This is a genomic window from Bradyrhizobium sp. Leo170, assembly GCF_004296405.1.
GTDB lineage: Bacteria > Pseudomonadota > Alphaproteobacteria > Rhizobiales > Xanthobacteraceae > Bradyrhizobium.
In genome coordinates, this window is sequence record NZ_PSRR01000210.1 from 1 (window position 1) to 15287 (window position 15287).

At 64.1% G+C, this 15287-nt stretch carries 16 protein-coding genes and 1 pseudogene; 5 read left to right on the forward strand and 12 right to left on the reverse strand.

Annotated elements, in window-relative coordinates; genetic code table 11:
• Positions 1 to 83: 83 nt before the first annotated feature.
• The 11 genes and pseudogenes from CWO89_RS28450 to CWO89_RS28500 all read right to left on the reverse strand — a co-directional run bounded on the left by CWO89_RS28450 (position 84) and on the right by CWO89_RS28500 (position 10778).
• Positions 84 to 938 (reverse strand): 3-hydroxybutyryl-CoA dehydrogenase, encoded by an 855-nt coding sequence (locus tag CWO89_RS28450; protein ID WP_130581910.1) that lies wholly within the window; start codon positions 936 to 938, stop codon positions 84 to 86.
• A 184-nt stretch (positions 939 to 1122) separates the two neighbouring features.
• A complete protein-coding gene (locus tag CWO89_RS28455; RefSeq protein ID WP_130581911.1) occupies positions 1123 to 1371 on the reverse strand; it encodes a hypothetical protein in 249 nt (82 codons plus the stop codon).
• Positions 1372 to 1635: 264 nt separating this feature from the next.
• Positions 1636 to 1821 (reverse strand): cbb3-type cytochrome oxidase assembly protein CcoS, encoded by a 186-nt coding sequence (ccoS, locus tag CWO89_RS28460; RefSeq protein ID WP_130581912.1) that lies wholly within the window; start codon positions 1819 to 1821, stop codon positions 1636 to 1638.
• Positions 1821 to 4013 (reverse strand): cation-translocating P-type ATPase, encoded by a 2193-nt coding sequence (locus CWO89_RS28465; RefSeq protein ID WP_130581913.1) that lies wholly within the window; start codon positions 4011 to 4013, stop codon positions 1821 to 1823. The genes ccoS and CWO89_RS28465 overlap by 1 nt, the downstream gene beginning before the upstream one ends.
• Positions 4014 to 4022: 9 nt before the next feature.
• Positions 4023 to 4523 carry a FixH family protein gene (locus CWO89_RS28470; protein ID WP_130581914.1) on the reverse strand — a complete coding sequence of 167 codons (501 nt, stop codon included), beginning with the start codon at positions 4521 to 4523 and terminating at the stop codon, positions 4023 to 4025.
• Between the two features lie 20 nt (positions 4524 to 4543).
• Positions 4544 to 6007 (reverse strand): cytochrome c oxidase accessory protein CcoG, encoded by a 1464-nt coding sequence (gene ccoG / locus CWO89_RS28475; protein WP_130581915.1) that lies wholly within the window; start codon positions 6005 to 6007, stop codon positions 4544 to 4546.
• Between the two features lie 91 nt (positions 6008 to 6098).
• Entirely contained in the window at positions 6099 to 6968 is an 870-nt protein-coding gene (ccoP, locus tag CWO89_RS28480) for a cytochrome-c oxidase, cbb3-type subunit III (RefSeq protein ID WP_130581916.1), read from the reverse strand.
• A gap of 6 nt (positions 6969 to 6974) precedes the next feature.
• Positions 6975 to 7139, reverse strand: a complete 165-nt coding sequence (locus CWO89_RS28485) for a cbb3-type cytochrome oxidase subunit 3 (protein WP_130581917.1) — start codon at positions 7137 to 7139, stop codon at positions 6975 to 6977.
• 11 nt (positions 7140 to 7150) lie between these two features.
• A pseudogene (gene ccoO / locus CWO89_RS28490) lies at positions 7151 to 7884 on the reverse strand (cytochrome-c oxidase, cbb3-type subunit II).
• Positions 7885 to 7895: 11 nt separating this feature from the next.
• Positions 7896 to 9518, reverse strand: a complete 1623-nt coding sequence (gene ccoN, locus CWO89_RS28495; protein WP_165421380.1) for a cytochrome-c oxidase, cbb3-type subunit I — start codon at positions 9516 to 9518, stop codon at positions 7896 to 7898.
• Positions 9519 to 10067: 549 nt separating this feature from the next.
• Positions 10068 to 10778, reverse strand: a complete 711-nt coding sequence (locus CWO89_RS28500; RefSeq protein WP_245476623.1) for a helix-turn-helix domain-containing protein — start codon at positions 10776 to 10778, stop codon at positions 10068 to 10070.
• 173 nt (positions 10779 to 10951) lie between these two features.
• Between CWO89_RS28500 and CWO89_RS28505 the strand changes: the two genes are divergently transcribed.
• From CWO89_RS28505 to CWO89_RS28520, 5 genes are all read left to right on the forward strand, one after another.
• Positions 10952 to 11269 carry a c-type cytochrome gene (locus tag CWO89_RS28505; RefSeq protein ID WP_130581920.1) on the forward strand — a complete coding sequence of 106 codons (318 nt, stop codon included), beginning with the start codon at positions 10952 to 10954 and terminating at the stop codon, positions 11267 to 11269.
• 95 nt (positions 11270 to 11364) lie between these two features.
• On the forward strand, positions 11365 to 11637 hold the full coding sequence (locus CWO89_RS28510) for a hypothetical protein (RefSeq protein WP_130581921.1): 273 nt from the start codon (positions 11365 to 11367) through the stop codon (positions 11635 to 11637).
• Positions 11638 to 11642: 5 nt separating this feature from the next.
• Positions 11643 to 12119 carry a phage holin family protein gene (locus CWO89_RS28515; protein WP_130581922.1) on the forward strand — a complete coding sequence of 159 codons (477 nt, stop codon included), beginning with the start codon at positions 11643 to 11645 and terminating at the stop codon, positions 12117 to 12119.
• A 38-nt stretch (positions 12120 to 12157) separates the two neighbouring features.
• Positions 12158 to 12280 (forward strand): hypothetical protein, encoded by a 123-nt coding sequence (locus tag CWO89_RS49670; protein ID WP_502702922.1) that lies wholly within the window; start codon positions 12158 to 12160, stop codon positions 12278 to 12280.
• Positions 12280 to 12567, forward strand: a complete 288-nt coding sequence (locus tag CWO89_RS28520; protein WP_502702923.1) for a hypothetical protein — start codon at positions 12280 to 12282, stop codon at positions 12565 to 12567. The genes CWO89_RS49670 and CWO89_RS28520 overlap by 1 nt, the downstream gene beginning before the upstream one ends.
• 299 nt (positions 12568 to 12866) lie before the next feature.
• On the opposite strand, the gene CWO89_RS28525 is transcribed toward CWO89_RS28520, so the two are convergent.
• The coding region (locus tag CWO89_RS28525; RefSeq protein ID WP_130581923.1) for a bifunctional acetate--CoA ligase family protein/GNAT family N-acetyltransferase at positions 12867 to 15287 on the reverse strand (2421 nt) is incomplete at its 5' end.

The window sequence follows — 15287 nt, forward strand, 5'->3', positions numbered from 1 at the left end:
GGCAAAGCGTAGCGTGCCCACCATCTCGAGCGGAGTGCCTGAAGGTGGGCACGCTACGCTTTGCCCACCCTACAAAGCCTGGCTCATGCCTTGCCGTAGTCGTAAAAGCCCCTGCCGCTCTTGCGGCCGAGATAGCCGGCGTCGACCATCTCCTTGAGCAGTGGCGCTGCGCGATATTTCGGATCGTTGAAGCCCTTGTAGAACACGTCCATCACCGACAGCATGGTGTCGAGCCCGATCAGGTCGGCGAGCGCCAGCGGGCCGATCGGGTGGTTGCAGCCGAGTTTCATGCCGGCATCGATCTCCTCGGCGGTGGCAATGCCCTCCTGCAGCGCGAAGATCGCCTCGTTGATCATCGGGCACAGGATGCGGTTGACCGCGAAGCCGGGGCTGTTCTTGGCAGTGATCGCGACCTTGCCGACGCGTTTTGCGAACGCTTCCGCCTTGGCCAGCGTATCGTCCGAGGTCTGCAGGCCGCGGATCAGTTCGAGCAGCGCCATCACCGGCACCGGGTTGAAGAAGTGCATGCCGATGAAACGGTCGGGCCGGTCGGTCGCGGTGGCAAGCTTGGTGATGGAAATCGAAGACGTATTGGTGGCGATCACCGCCCGCGGGTTCAGAGTCGCGCTGAGATCCTTCAGGATCTTGAGCTTCAATTCCTCGTTCTCGGTCGCCGCCTCGATCACGAGGTCGCAGGCTGCAAGCTTGGCCTTGTCGGTGGTCGCATTGATGCGCCCCAGCGCAGCGTTCTTGTCGGCCTCGGTCATCTTCTCCTTCTTGACCAAGCGGTCCAGGCTGCTGCCGACGGTCGCCAGCCCGCGCTGCACGGCGGCATCCGAGATATCGACCATCACCACCCGAAGCCCGGCGGCGGCACTGACCTGGGCGATGCCGTTGCCCATAGTGCCCGCCCCGATGATGCCAACGGTTTCGATCATTGCTCGTATCCTTCTCGCAAAACGCGCTGGCGTTGCGCCGGCGCACAATAGACGGTCGCGGCGACCAGCCGGCCGCCGCCGCCGCTGCCCATGGTTAGCAGGGCCTCGCGTTCAAGGATACGGTGCAGTTTGGCCAGCCGGCGCTACCTGCGCCGGCTCAGTTGGGACGACGAACGTTCCCCGCTCAGCAGCAGCAGGGCCCGCGGAGCTGGAGCTCGGTCTGGTCGGGCTTCGGCTCGAGGGAGTCGATCGTATAGGTATTGGCGCAATATTCGCGATGATGCAGGGCCGCGGTTCCGGCCTCGAGCTCGCTGTTGCAGCGGGACTTCTCGATGCAGAGCGCGCACACCCGCCTCATGTCGTGCAGCACGCCCGGCTCTTGGCGCTTGATGGCAACTTCGTCGATCCCGAGCGCCTTCAGCATCTTCGGCAATTCATCGGCACCGTGGCGCCCCCGGGCAACCAGCGTCTCGAGCTGGGCCGGCGAGATGCGGAGATCGTGCGCGACGGAACAGGCCTCGGCGGGGCTGAGGCTGCGAATTTCGCCGACGTCGCGGAACCGTTCGAGGATGCCCGTGAGCTTGCCGATCAGCCTGCCCGCAATCGATTCCGTCTGTGTTGCCGATGCTATGTTACCCTCCCGTAGTTCTGAGCAGGTTGACTATGGCCCATGCAAAGCGGCCGTCATTGCGCCAGATCAAACGCCACGATGCGCGGTCGACGGCCCCGGGGTTGTTGGCGTCTCGTCATCGTCGGAGATCGCCCGCCAGGCGGCGCCCTCGAGATCATCGTACTGGCCGTTCTTCAATGACCAGAGGAATCCGAGCAATCCAAACAGGCCGAGCAGCAGCGCCAGCGGCACCAGGAACGCGATCACTTCCATCACACCACCTCCTGCCGCACCCGACGTCCGCGCAGCGCGTTCAGCATCACCAGGATCGAGGAGCCCGACATCGCCGCGGCCGCGATCAGCGGCGTGACGAAGCCCAGGATCGCGATCGGCACGGCGAGGAAATTGTAGCCGACGGCGAGATAGAGGTTCTGCCGCATCAGCCGCAGCGCTTTCCGCGAATAGTCGATGGCCGCGATCACCGGCGCCAGCGGCTTGCCGAGGAAGACGAGATCGGCGGTCGCCTGACTCAGATGCGCGGCCGAGATCGGCGACATCGACACATGCGCGGCTGCAAGTGATGGCGCATCGTTCAAGCCGTCGCCGACCATCATCACCTTGACGCCCTGCCGTTTCAATTCCTCGATGCGCGCGATCTTGTCTGATGGCGTCACGCCGGCGCGCCATTCCGGTATGCCAAGCGTCTCGGCCGCGGCCCGCACCGCGGGCTCGCGATCTCCCGACAAGATTTCGACCGCGATGCCGCGCCGCTGCAGCGCCGCGACGGTTTCGCGCGCGTCCGGCCGCAAGCCTTGGCGAACCGCGAACACGTATCGCTGTTCGCCGCGGGCAAAGGCGACCACTGACGCCTCGGGATCGCGGCGCAGGATCTCCTCAGCGAGATCCTCTGCGTTGCAGAACGAGGGACGGCCGAGCCTGACCTCCTCGCTGCCGAAGCTGCCCCGCACCCCCTGCCCCGGCTCTTCCGTAACGCCGGGCAGCGGCGAGTTCGCACGGGCCGAGCGCGCCAGCGCCGCGGCGACCGGATGGTGACTTGCCAGCGCGAGCCGGCCTGCCAGTTCGAACACATCAGCCGGCACGGAAGCGGAGTTCACTACATCCAGTTCGGGCAACGTCAGCGTTCCCGTCTTGTCGAAGATGACGTGGTCGACCTCGGCGACGCGCTCGATGGCATCGCCCGAATTGATCAGCACGCCGGCGCGGAACATCGCGCCCGCGGCAATCGTCTGCACGGTCGGGATCGCAAGCCCCAGCGCACAGGGGCAGGTGATGATCAGCACCGCGATCGCGGTGATGACGGAATCGTGCAAGCTCGCGCCCGCGATCAGCCAGCCGATCATGGTCAAGAGAGCGGTCGCATGCACCAGCGGCGCATAGAGCCGCGACGCACGATCGGCGAGTTGCACATAGCGCGAGCGCGCCTGCACGGCGTGATCGAGCAAGCGCTGGATCTCCGCCAAGAGCGTGCCTTCGGCCGCCGCCGAGACGCGGATGCGCAGCGCGCCGGAGATGTTGAGCGAGCCGGCATAGACCGCGCTGCCCGCCTCGACCGCCGCATGCCGCGTCTCGCCGGTGATCAGGCTCTGGTCGATCTCGGACCGGCCCTCGATCACGGTGCCGTCAACCGCAGAGCGCTCGCCCGGCCGCAACAGCACCATATCGCCGGCCGTAATCGCTGCCGCCGGCACCACCGAAATCTCGTCGGGTCCGACGAATTTCGTCGCGGTCTCAGCCTTGAGCGCGGCGAGATTGCCGGCGACCGCCCGGGTACGCCGCCGCATGCTCTGGTCGAGATAGCGTCCGACCAGGAGGAAGGTGAGCAGCATGATCGCCGCATCGAAATAAGCGTGCTCGGCATGTCCGATGGTCTCGATAACAGACATCGCCAGCGCCAGGATCACGCCGATGCTGATCGGCACGTCCATGTTGACATTGCCCGTGCGCAGCGCGTTGAACGCCGAGCGGAAGAAGGGCTGGCCGGCATAGGCGGCCGCCGGCAGTGCGATCAGCGCCGACATCCAGTGGAAGAAATCGCGCTGCTCCGGCAGCATGTCGCTGACATTGCCGGACCACACCGGGATCGACAGCATCATCACGTTCATCGTCGCGAACGCCGCGACCCCGAGGCAGCGGAGCAGGAAGCGCGAGTTCTCGACCTCGGCGGCTTCCGCGCTCACCGTCTCGAACGGATAGGCCTTGTAGCCGAGCTCGGCGAGCCGATCGATGAAACGCGCCGGATCGAGCGCACCCTCTTTCCATTCCAGCGCCACGCGTCGGTCGGTGAGGTTGACGCGCGCCAAGGTCACATCGGGAATCGCCGAAAGCCCGCGCTCGATCTTCGACATGCAGCCGGCACAGCTCACGCCCTCGACCGCGAGGTCGATATGCGCCAGTCCCGAGCCGAGATGTTTGACGTAGTGCGAAAAGTCCCGTGTCGCCTGCATCACGCCCTCTTAATTCAGCACCACGCGGTTCCTGGACAGGAACACGCGCCGACCATCGGCTTCGCTTTCGAGCACCAGCTCCCATTGTCCGGGACCGATCACGCTGCCCTTGCCGCGGTAGCGGCCGCCGCCGGCTTCCGACAGCTCGATCGCCTGGTCGGCGCGCCGGTCGGTCGGGCGCTCCAAGCGGGAGGTGAATTGCAATCCGGTCAACGGCCTGCCATTGCCGTCGCGCGCTTCGACTTCGAGCGCTGTACCGCCATTGGCATCGCGCGCCAGATGCGCATCGACCTTCCAGTTGCGGGCGTCCTGCTCGCGCGCAGCGGCGATCTCTTTCTCGTAGGCGAGGCTCGCTGCGTAGGCGCTGTCGACGTCGGTGCCGGGCAATGTGAGCGTCGCCAGCTTCATCATGGTGAAATTGACGCCGATCACCACGCCGAAGAACGCCACCAGCATGGCAAGGACCTTGCCCCCGGTCAGCGGCTTCGGCGATGCACTGGCTCTGCTCATGACGGCTCCACTTCTTCTTGTTACGGCGCGACGAAATTGTCGGTGGCGGAGGCGACTTCGCCGAGACCGATGTCGGTGACGCGGAATTTCACCGGGATCGACTTCTCGGGATTCCTGTCGGACGGCGCAGTGACCAGCACGCGCAGCTCGGTGGTGCCGTCGCGCCCGAGCACGATCATGGGACGATCGGGCGTGATCGAGTCGCCGCCGACGACATGGAGCTTGGCATCCTGCGGGCCGTCGATGTCGATCGCCACCACGCGGTCGAAGCCGCGCTTGTTGAGGAAGCGGACCGTATAGGCGTTGCGGATCGACCCGTCGCTGAGCTTCACCGCGACCGGGTTACGATCGTGCAGCACGTTGATGTCGAGCAGCGAACGCGTCGCGAGCGTATAGAGCATGATCCCGCCGACAAGCGCGATCATCGCGGTGTAGATGATAGTGCGCGGCCGCACGATGCGGTAGATCGGCGCTTTGCCTTCGATCCGGCGCTGGATGTTGATGTCGTTGTCGTAGCCGATCAGCCGGGTCGGCCGGTTGATCTTCTTCATCACATTGTCGCAGGCGTCGATGCATAACCCGCACTGGATGCAGTCGAGCTGCGGCCCGTTACGGATATCGATACCGACCGGACAGACGGCGACGCATTGATAGCAGTCGACGCAGTCGCCGGCGTGCTGACCAAGCGCACGCAGGTCGTTCGCCTTCTTCACCGACATCCGCTTTTCGCCGCGATCGTAGCGGTAGGTGACGTTGAGCGCCCATTCATCCGTTAGCGCCGCCTGGATGCGCGGCCACGGGCACATATAGACGCAGACCTGCTCGCGCATGAAGCCGGCGAGCAGATAGGTCGTCGTGGTCAGGATCGCGATCCAGATATAGGCGATCGCCGGCGCCTGGAAGGTGACGAGCTCTTTGACGAGCGTCGGCGCGTCGGTGAAATACAGCACCCAGGCGCCGCCGGTCCACCAGGCGATCAGCAGCCAGATCGAATGCTTGAGCACGAGCTCGGAGATGCGTTCCAATGTCCAGCGATGGGCGGAGGCATCCTTCTTCATCCGCTCGCGCCGGTCACCCTCGACCAGGCGCTCGACCGCATAGAACAGGTCGGTCCAGACCGTCTGCGGGCAGAGATAGCCGCACCAGATGCGGCCCCCGACCGAGTTCATCAGGAACAGCGTGATCGCGGCGAGGATCAAGAGGCCAGTGAAGTAGTAGACTTCCTGCGGCCACAGCTCGATGAAGAAGAAATAGAAGCGGCTGTTCGGCAGGTCGATCAGCACCGCTTGGTCGGGCGCGCCGAGGCCGCGATTCCAGCGTACGAAAGGCAGGAAATAATAGACGCCGAGGCAGAACGCCATCAGGCCCCATTTGATCCGGCGGAAGGTCCCGGAGACCTTCTGCGGGTAGACCTTCTTGCGGGCCGCATAAAGCGGCCCGACGTCTTCGACTTGGTCAGGGTCTATCTGGACGATCTTGTTCATGGGCCGGGCTTCTTCTGGCATCACAGGGAGAGGCTAACCCCTCCCCCCGTGACCTGGTTGATCCAGCGCAAACAGGCGGCCTATTCGCCGCTTATTTGCCGCCGCCCAGCGTATGCACGTAGACCGCAAGCGCCTTGATGGTGGACGGATCGAGCCGGCCGACCCAGGCCGGCATCACGCCGGAACGGCCGTTGGTGATGGTCTCGATCACGGTGGCCTGGTCCGAGCCGTAGAGCCAGATCTTGTCGGTGAGATCGGGCGCACCGAGGTCCTGGTTGCCCTTGCCGTTCTCGCCGTGGCAGGTCGAGCAATTATCGGCAAACAGCTTGGCCCCGGCGGCGGCATTGTAGCCCTGGCTCGTCGGCAGGCCCGAGAGCGAGCGGACGTAGTTGGCGACCGTGACGATCTCGTCCTTCTTCAGGATGCCATCCTTGCCGAAGGCGAGCATCGCGCCCTCATGCGCCTTGGCATTGCCCGAGCGCGCGCCAAACTGGATGGTCTGCTGAATCTGCTCAAGCGAGCCGCCCCACAGCCAGTCGTCGTCGTTCAGGTTCGGAAAACCCTTGGCGCCGGCGCCGCCCGAGCCGTGGCACGGCGCGCAATTGTCACCAAAGGCCGCCTTGCCGCGGGCGCGCGCGAGCGCCAGCAGCGCCGGGTCCTTCTCGATGTCTTCCAGCGACGCCGCGCCGAGCGCGACCATCTTGTCGCCGCGGATCTTCTCGAGGTTAGCCAGTTCGACGCCGACATCGGCACGCGACGAATAGTTGATCAGCCCGGTGGTGTTGCTCCACAACAGCGGCCATGCCGGGTACACCACCCAGTAGCCGATCGCCCAGATGATGGTGGCGTAGAAGGTCAACACCCACCAGCGCGGCAGCGGCGTGTTGAGTTCCTTGATGCCGTCCCACTGGTGACCGGTCGTGGTCTTGCCGGAGACTTGATCGAGTTCGGTTTCAGCCATGGTCTCTCACTCCTCCCGCAACGGTATCCGCGATGCCTCATCGAAGGCGGCCTGGTTGCGGGGCCAGAGCGCATAGATCACGATCGCGACGAACAGGGCGACGAAGATCGGCGTCCACACGCTCGTCACGAGGTTCGACGCCAGATTGTGAACTGTCAGAATTGCTTTCATCGTCCGGCCTCTCAGCGAAGATTGGCTTTTTCGTTGTAGATCTTGAAGTCGACCAGCGTGCCGAGCATCTGCAAGTACGCGACCAGCGCATCCATCTCGGTCGGCGCCCCGCCCTTGCCGTCGAAATTGCGGACCACGGCCTTCGGATAGCGTTTTGCAAACGCGTCGCTGCCGGCATTGTCTGGATCAGCCTGCGCTTTCAGGTCAGCCATCGCGTTGGCGATCTGCTCGTCGGTATAGGGCACGCCGACCGCGCGGTTGGTCCTGAGGTGATCGGCAATCGCCTCGGGATCGAGCTCAGTCTTTGCCAGGAAGGGATAGCCCGGCATCACCGACTGCGGCACGATCGCGCGCGGATTGGTCAGGTGCGTGACGTGCCACTCATCCGAATATTTGGCGCAACCCGCGCCAGGTCAGGCCCGGTACGCTTGGAGCCCCACTGGAACGGATGGTCGTACATGCTCTCGGCGGCGAGCGAGAAGTGACCGTAGCGCTCGACTTCGTCACGCAGCGGCCGGATCATCTGCGAGTGACAGAGATAGCAGCCTTCGCGCACATAGATGTTGCGGCCAGCGAGTTCGAGCGGGGTATACGGCCTGACGCCGTCGACCACCTCGATCGTGCTCTTGAGATAGAACAGCGGCGTGATCTCGACCAGGCCGCCGATCGCGATCACGACCAGGATGCCCGCGATCAGTATGATCGAGTTCTTTTCGAAGATTTGGTGGCGGGTCCAGAAGGACATCTTGACGCTCCTTATTCCGCCGGCTGCAGTGCGAGCGGCGTGGTGACTTCCACCTCGCCTACCCGCACGGTCATCCAGAGGTTATATGCCATGATCAGCGAGCCGATCAGGAACAGCGCGCCGCCGGCGGCGCGGATGATGTAGAAGGGATGCATCGCTTCCACGGTCTCGATGAAGGAATATTCGAGGAAGCCGAGCGAGGTGTAGGCGCGCCACATCAGGCCCTGCAGGATTCCCGAGACCCACATCGCGGAGATGTAGAGCACGATGCCGATGGTCGAGATCCAGAAGTGCCAGTTGACGAGCTTGAGGCTGTACAGTTGCTTGCGGCCCCACAGCCACGGCACCAGGCAATACAGCGCGCCGAAGGAGACGAAGCCGACCCAGCCCAGCGCACCGGAGTGAACGTGGCCGATGGTCCAGTCGGTGTAGTGGCTCAGCGAGTTCACCACCTTGATCGACATCATCGGGCCTTCGAAGGTCGACATGCCGTAGAACGCGACCGAGACCACCAGCATGCGCAGCACCGGATCGGTGCGCAGCTTGTCCCACGCGCCCGACAGCGTCATCAGGCCGTTGATCATGCCGCCCCAGGACGGCATCCAGAGCATGATCGAGAACGTCATGCCGAGCGTCTGCGCCCAGTCCGGCAGTGCCGTATAGTGCAGATGGTGCGGGCCGGCCCAGATATAGAGGAAGATCAACGCCCAGAAGTGGATGATCGACAACCGATAGGAATAGATCGGCCGCTCCGCCCGCTTCGGGATGAAGTAGTACATGATGGCGAGGAAGCCGGCGGTCAGGAAGAAGCCGACCGCGTTATGGCCGTACCACCACTGGAACATCGCATCCTGCACGCCGCCCCAGGCGATGTAGGACTTCGAGCCGAACACTGACACCGGAAGCGCCGGGTTGTTGCCGAGGTGAAGAACCGCGATGGTGACGATGAAGGCGAGATAGAACCAGTTGGCGACGAAGATGTGCGGCTCCTTGCGCTTGAGTATCGTCGCCAGGAACACCAGCAGATACACGACCCAGACGATCGTCAGCCAGAGATCGGAGTACCATTCCGGCTCGGCATATTCCTTCGACTGCGTCACGCCCAGCAAATAACCGGTGCCAGCAACCAGGATGAAGAAGTTGTAGCCGAGCACGACGAACCATGGCGCCAGATCGCCGGCCAGTCGCGCCCGGCAGGTCCTCTGCACCACGTAGAAGGAGGTCGCGATCAGAACGTTGCCGCCAAAGGCGAAGATCACCGCTGAGGTGTGCAGCGGACGAAGCCGGCCAAAACTGGTCCAGGGCAGATCGAAATTGAGCCAGGGCCAGGCGAGCTGGCAGGCGATCAGGAGTCCGACGGTAAATCCGGCAATGCCCCAGAACATCGCCATGAAGGAGGCGAACTTGATCGGACCGAGATTGTAGTTCGGCTTGCCGTTGATCTCCTGCGGCGGCAGCTCCGCCGGGCGATCGAAATAGCGGTTAAGGATGGCGAAGGCGGCCGCGCCGCTGGCCACCGCGGCGAGCGAAGCATGGAAGGCAAATGGCGCATCCAGCGCCTTGGCCGCGGCGAAGGCGCAGAGGAAGGCCGCCACTGTGAAGAATAGCGTCAACCCGGCTTCGCCGTGGGTCATCCATTTCGTGGATTGAACTTGCTGCATGTTTGATTCTCTTTGCAGGGGCCCTGCCCCATCAGCCCAGCTTTGGCCGCCGCGTCCTTGATCGAGATCAACCGCGATCAGACTTCCCCTCGCGGTTGCGCTTTGGCACCAGCCCTTGAACCCTTTCGGAAACGACTACCGATTAGAAAGGACGACGCTTGCGCATGCCTGACGCCGGCTGCCGCGCCCCCGGCACGTGGACACTCGCCCAGGCGAGCACCCCGGCGAAAACCACGAAAACTGAGACGACGGCTGCGGAAACCAAAATCGAGTCGGCGGGCATAGCGACCTCCATTGAAGTTCGCTCGAATATCGTCGCTCGTGGGGAACCGTCTTTGACTTCGATCAAAAATGCGAGAGCACACGTGTCACCATCTAGACTCGCCGTCTTGCAATTCGCTTCGCCGGACTGACACCGGAGCGCCCGGCGAAGCCGTGACCCGCGCATCCAGTTTCTTCAATTCCGCTGTGGGAAAAAAGGCGTGGATGGCCGGGACAGGCCCGGCCATGACGCAACAGGATTCAGGCCGCGGACATCGCCTCGGCGCGTGCCGCATCGACCAGGCTGATGCCGCCCGTAAGAATACGGATGATGCCGTCGCGTTCGAGCTTGGTGAAGGTGCGACTTACCGTTTCGATAGTGAGCCCCAGATAGTCCGCGATATCGAGCCGGCCCATCGGCAACGGCAACACGTCCTCGGCATGCCCGATTTCGGCGAGCCGATCGCGCCAGCCGATCAGGAAGCTCGCAACCTTCTCTTCGGCGGAACGGCGCCCGAGCAGAACCATATGCTCCTGCGCCCGGATCAGTTCGCGGCCCGCGAGTTCGTTCATACGGCGCAGGAAGCGCGGCCGGTTCTCGGCGAATCGCGAGAAGCTGACTCGGGAGAACTGGCAAAGCAATACCGCGCCGACCGCATCGGCGGAGAACTCATACTGCGCCGAGCCGGCAAGTCCGAGGAAATCGCCGGGCAAGGCGAAGCCGATGATCTGCCGTCGGCCATCCGGCAACAGCTTATAGAGACGCAGCACGCCTTCGAGCATGCTGAAGAACGACGTCGCCATGGTCGCCTGCGCAAACACCGTCGTGCCGGGCTCGCACTGGACATGGCGCGACAGGCTCGCCAGCTCCCATTGCTCGGTCTTGTCGAGCGAGGCGCAGATCGCAAAACCGCGTACCGCGCAATCGGTACACGTTTGCCGATGAGAACCTTCCAAGAGAGAAACCTTCACGCGCCGCTCCAAATGACCGCCGGCGGACGTCCTTATGCCGCCCGGCGGATTAACGCAGTCTAACGTCCACACCGCCGGGGTGTTGATACAGATCAATCGTCCCCACCATTGCGAAGCTAATTTGAAAACCGTCGCTCCGCCCATCGCGGAGCTTTTTGATAGATGGGGCCGTGATGCTGCAGTCCGCCGCACGCCAGGTTTTCATTGGGCTCATGCTGACGACATCGGCCCTCGCCGTCTCGCCCTCCGAGCAGCGCGGCCGGACATTCGCGCTCAACAATTGCGCCCGCTGCCACTCCATCGACAAGGTCACCGAGAGTCCGCTCAAAGTCGCGCCTCCCTTGCGCACCCTGCACAAGCGCTATCCCGTCGAGAGCCTCGCGGAGGCGTTCGCGGAAGGCATCCAGACCGGACATCCGACGATGCCGGAGTTTCAGCTTGACCCGGACCAGATCCATGACCTGCTGGCCTACCTCAAGACGCTGGAATAGCGCGATGACGCCTCGCCCGCGAGGGTTGACGCAAATCAACCACGGCGTGGCGAGGGCCGGTAACAGTTCTTCATCATGCAACAGGGATGAACGAGATGTTCAACACGACCCATCTGAACGACGAGTTGCAAGCCCTGAAGATCGATGTGTCGCGCCTCCTCAACACGACAGGTGAAGGCATACGCGACACCGCAAGCGCAAGCGCCGACGCCTTTGCCACGCGCATCAAGGAAGCGCTGGAGGAATTGAGCGAGGTCCTGAGCGGCGAAGACACTCAGGTCCGGCAGCTCATTTCGGAACGACCGATTACCTCGCTCGCCTCCGCCTTTGCGCTGGGCGTGGTGGTCGGCTTTGTCATGCGGAGGTAACCAAGGTGAATACCGAAAATATCGTCAGGCAGCTACGCGTACTCTGGCGTACCGACAGGATCATCGCCGATATCCGCCTGCGCCACCTCCTGGTTGGCCTCGGCCTGCGCGCCTTCGCGGGCCTGATCGCGGCGTTCGGCCTTCTGATGTTCGAACTGGCGGCCTATTTCGCGCTGGTCCAGGTCTGGGGCGCGATCGCGGCCGCGGCGATCCTCGGCGCAGCCAACTTCGCCATCGCAGCGATCCTGTTTGCCCTCGCGCTCCGGCCGCCGTCAGGCCGCGAGCTCGATCTCGCGAGCGAGATCCACGGCGCTTCCGTCGAGGCGCTGCAGGTCGAGGCACGCGCGATGCAGTCGCAAGTCTCCGGACTGGTGCGCAATCCCCTGAATGGAATCCTGCCGATGCTGGTGCCGCTGATCGGCATCATCATCAACAGCCTGAAGAAACCCGCGGCAGAGCACGCCGCGAAGGACCACGCCTGACGCGGCACGCCGCGCCGACCGAAACCGAGTAGAGCGAGATGACCACCACACCCCAAAAGCCGATCCTCAACACTTCCTTGCCGCCGCAGTTTCGCAAGATCCGCCTCGAGCTCGCGCGCGAGCTGATCATCCCGAAGGCGATGCCGGCGCCGGCTATGTGATGGTCGCGCCACTCGACGACGACTACAGGATCGACCAGAAACTGTGGCGGGCCAACCGCGAGGCGTGCCGGGTGGTCCGGCTCCGGCCCGACGAGGAATACATCCTCGGCCATCTCGTCCATCACCAGGGCGGCGGCTGGGTCCTGCACTATGACGGCGCGCCCGGCACGCCCGACGAGATCGGCTTCCACTTCAAGGACGAGCACTTCGTCGCCGGCGAATATGTCTCGATCGGCGAAGGCGACAAGATGCACACCTATCGCGTCACGATGGTGTCGCGGCTCTGATCACTTCGTAGCCCGGGTGAAGCGCCAGCGTAACCCGGGACTCTGCATCCACATTGGCGAGTGGCCCCGGGCTGCGCTGCACCCGGGCTACGGTGCTGCACGCTGTTTGAAATCCAAATCAGACCTAACCCCCGTCATTGCGAGCGCAGCGAAGCAATCCATCTCACCGCTTGCGGAGGCATGGATCGCTTCGCTGCGCTCGCAATTACGGAGGAGAGAGCGGTGGCCGCAATGACGGCGAGAGGCTCTTAGCCCGGGTTACGCGTTCCGCTCCACCCGGACTACGAAGCTGTGGCGCCTCACAGCGCCAGCTTGACGTCGCAGAGGCCGTACTCGACGGGATCGGCCTTCACCTCGAAGCCGAGCTTCCGGCACATGTCCAGCATCACGATGTTCTCGGTCAGCACCTGGCCGGAAATCGCCTTCAGCCCTTCCGATTTCGCGTATTCGATCAGAAGCTGCATCAGCGCCCAGCCGAGCCCCTTGCCCTTCAGATCGGTGCGCAGCAGGATGGCATATTCCCCGCTTTCATAGATCGAGTCGGAATGAATCCGCACCACGCCGAGGATTTCTTGCGTGCTTTCGTCGACCGCCACGAAGGCCATCGCGCGCGCATAGTCGAGCTGGGTGAGGCGAGCGATGAACTCGTGGGAAAATTCCTTGATCGGCGCGAAGAAGCGCAGCCGCAAATCCTCAGCCGTGACATGCCGCAGCAATTCGTGGATCTGCGGCTCGTCTTCGGGGCGGATCGGCCGCGCGAAGATGCGTCGCCCGTCGATCGGTTGCCCGTCCCGGTCCGCAAGCTGCCGCTGCCATCGTGACGGATAGGGCCTGACCGCAAAGTTGCTGAGCCCGGGGCCTGCGAATTTGCGCGGCACGATGCCGACTGCGACGCGCGCGTCGACCACGAGCACGCCGGCCTCGTCCGCCAGGAGCGGATTGATGTCGAGCTCCCTGATCTCGGGAAGATCCGCCGCCATCTGCGCGAGCTTGACCAGCACCGTCGCCACCGCATCGGGCTTCACCGCCGGCACGTCGCGATAGGCGCGCAACAGCCGCGACACCCGCGTGCGCTCGATCAATTCGCGCGCCAGTCGCATGTCGAGCGGCGGCAGCGCCAGGGCCTTGTCGTTGATGATCTCGACCGCAACGCCGCCGCGGCCGAACACGACCACGGTGCCGAAGGTCGGATCGTCGGCAAGGCCGAGAATGAGCTCGCGCACCTTCGGCCGCACGATCATCGCCTGCACGATGACGCCATCAATTCGCGCTTCTGGCCGCAGTGTCTTGGCGCGTCCCAGGATCTCCGCGGTCGCCGTGCGCACGGCATCGGGCGATGTGAGGTTGAGGACGACGCCGCCAATATCAGACTTGTGCACGATGTCGCGCGACATGATCTTCAGCGCCACCGTCATGCCCTGCGCGAACAGCGTGTTGGCATATTTGACCGCCTCCTCCGCATCGGCGGCGAGATAGGTCTCGACCATCGGGATGTCATAGGCCTGAAACAGCTCCTTGATCTCGATCGGGTTGAGCCAATGGCGCTGGTCCGAGATCGCGGCGGTGACGATCTTGCGCGCCGCCGCGGCATCAGGCGTGAAACTCTCCGGCATCGCCGGCGGCACCTGCGTCAATTCTTCCACCACCTCGCGGTGCCGCACCAGATGCATGAAGCCTCGCACCGCGTCGTCCTCGGTGATGTAGTTCGGAATCCTGTTGCTGCTGAAGACGTCGCTGATGGTGCCATTGGCGCCGACCCACACCGCAAGCACCGGCTTGGCCGCCCTGCCCCGCTTCTTGCGGTGCTCGGTAACGATCTTGGTCACGGTCGAAGCGATCTCGTCCGGCGCGGCGATCGCGGTCTGCACATTCATGACCAGGACCGCGTCATTACCGGGATCGGCGAGCAGCGCCTCGAGTGCCACGGCGTAACGCGAAGCCCCGGCATCGCCGACGATGTCGACAGGGTTCGAGCCGGACCAGGTCGGCGGCAGGGCCGCATCGAGCTGCGCGTGAATGTTTGGCGTGATCGTCGCCGGAATTCCACCGAGCTCGACCAGCCGGTCGATCGCGAGCACGCCGAGGCCGCCGCCATTGGTGAGCAGCGCAAGCCGCTTGCCGGGCGGCGAGGCCACGCGCGCCAGCGTCTCGGCGCAGTCGAACAATTCGCGCAGGTCGGAGACCCTGAGCATGCCGGCGCGGCGAAACGCGGCATCATAGACCGCATCCGAGCCGGCAAGCGCGCCGGTATGGGTGGCGGCCGCCTTCGCGCCTTGCGCCATGCGGCCGGACTTGACCACGACGACCGGCTTGATCCTCGCCGCGGCGCGCGCCGCGGACATGAACTTGCGCGCGTCCTTGATCGACTCGACATAGAGCAGGATGGCGTGCGTTGCGCCGTCGAGTGCGAAATAATCCAGGAGATCGGCGATATCGACGTCGAGCTGGTCGCCGATCGAGACGATGCCGGAAAATCCGACCACGCGCTGCGCGGCCCAGTCCACCATGCCGGCCGCGATCGCGCCCGATTGCGAGATCAGCGCCAGGTTGCCGGGCGCCGGCAGATGCGTGGAGAAGCTGGCATTGAGGCCGACGCTAGGCGCCATGATGCCGATGCAATTGGGGCCGATCAGCCGCATGCGATGCTTTCGCGCCGCCTGTTCGGTGGCCTCCGCCAGCGAGCCTGGACCGTGGCCCAATCCGGCGGTGACGATCACGGC

What these genes read in the sequence shown, in the direction of transcription:
- CWO89_RS28450 (WP_130581910.1), bottom strand. Translation starts at nt 938, where the DNA reads ATGATCGAAACCGTTGGCATCATCGGGGCGGGCACTATGGGCAACGGC.
- ccoS (WP_130581912.1), bottom strand. Translation starts at nt 1,821, where the DNA reads ATGGAAGTGATCGCGTTCCTGGTGCCGCTGGCGCTGCTGCTCGGCCTG.
- CWO89_RS28465 (WP_130581913.1), bottom strand. Translation starts at nt 4,013, where the DNA reads ATGCAGGCGACACGGGACTTTTCGCACTACGTCAAACATCTCGGCTCG.
- CWO89_RS28470 (WP_130581914.1), bottom strand. Translation starts at nt 4,523, where the DNA reads ATGAGCAGAGCCAGTGCATCGCCGAAGCCGCTGACCGGGGGCAAGGTC.
- ccoG (WP_130581915.1), bottom strand. Translation starts at nt 6,007, where the DNA reads ATGAACAAGATCGTCCAGATAGACCCTGACCAAGTCGAAGACGTCGGG.
- ccoP (WP_130581916.1), bottom strand. Translation starts at nt 6,968, where the DNA reads ATGGCTGAAACCGAACTCGATCAAGTCTCCGGCAAGACCACGACCGGT.
- CWO89_RS28485 (WP_130581917.1), bottom strand. Translation starts at nt 7,139, where the DNA reads ATGAAAGCAATTCTGACAGTTCACAATCTGGCGTCGAACCTCGTGACG.
- ccoN (WP_165421380.1), bottom strand. Translation starts at nt 9,518, where the DNA reads ATGACCCACGGCGAAGCCGGGTTGACGCTATTCTTCACAGTGGCGGCC.
- CWO89_RS28505 (WP_130581920.1), top strand. Translation starts at nt 10,952, where the DNA reads ATGCTGCAGTCCGCCGCACGCCAGGTTTTCATTGGGCTCATGCTGACG.
- CWO89_RS28510 (WP_130581921.1), top strand. Translation starts at nt 11,365, where the DNA reads ATGTTCAACACGACCCATCTGAACGACGAGTTGCAAGCCCTGAAGATC.
- CWO89_RS49670 (WP_502702922.1), top strand. Translation starts at nt 12,158, where the DNA reads ATGACCACCACACCCCAAAAGCCGATCCTCAACACTTCCTTGCCGCCG.
- CWO89_RS28520 (WP_502702923.1), top strand. Translation starts at nt 12,280, where the DNA reads ATGGTCGCGCCACTCGACGACGACTACAGGATCGACCAGAAACTGTGG.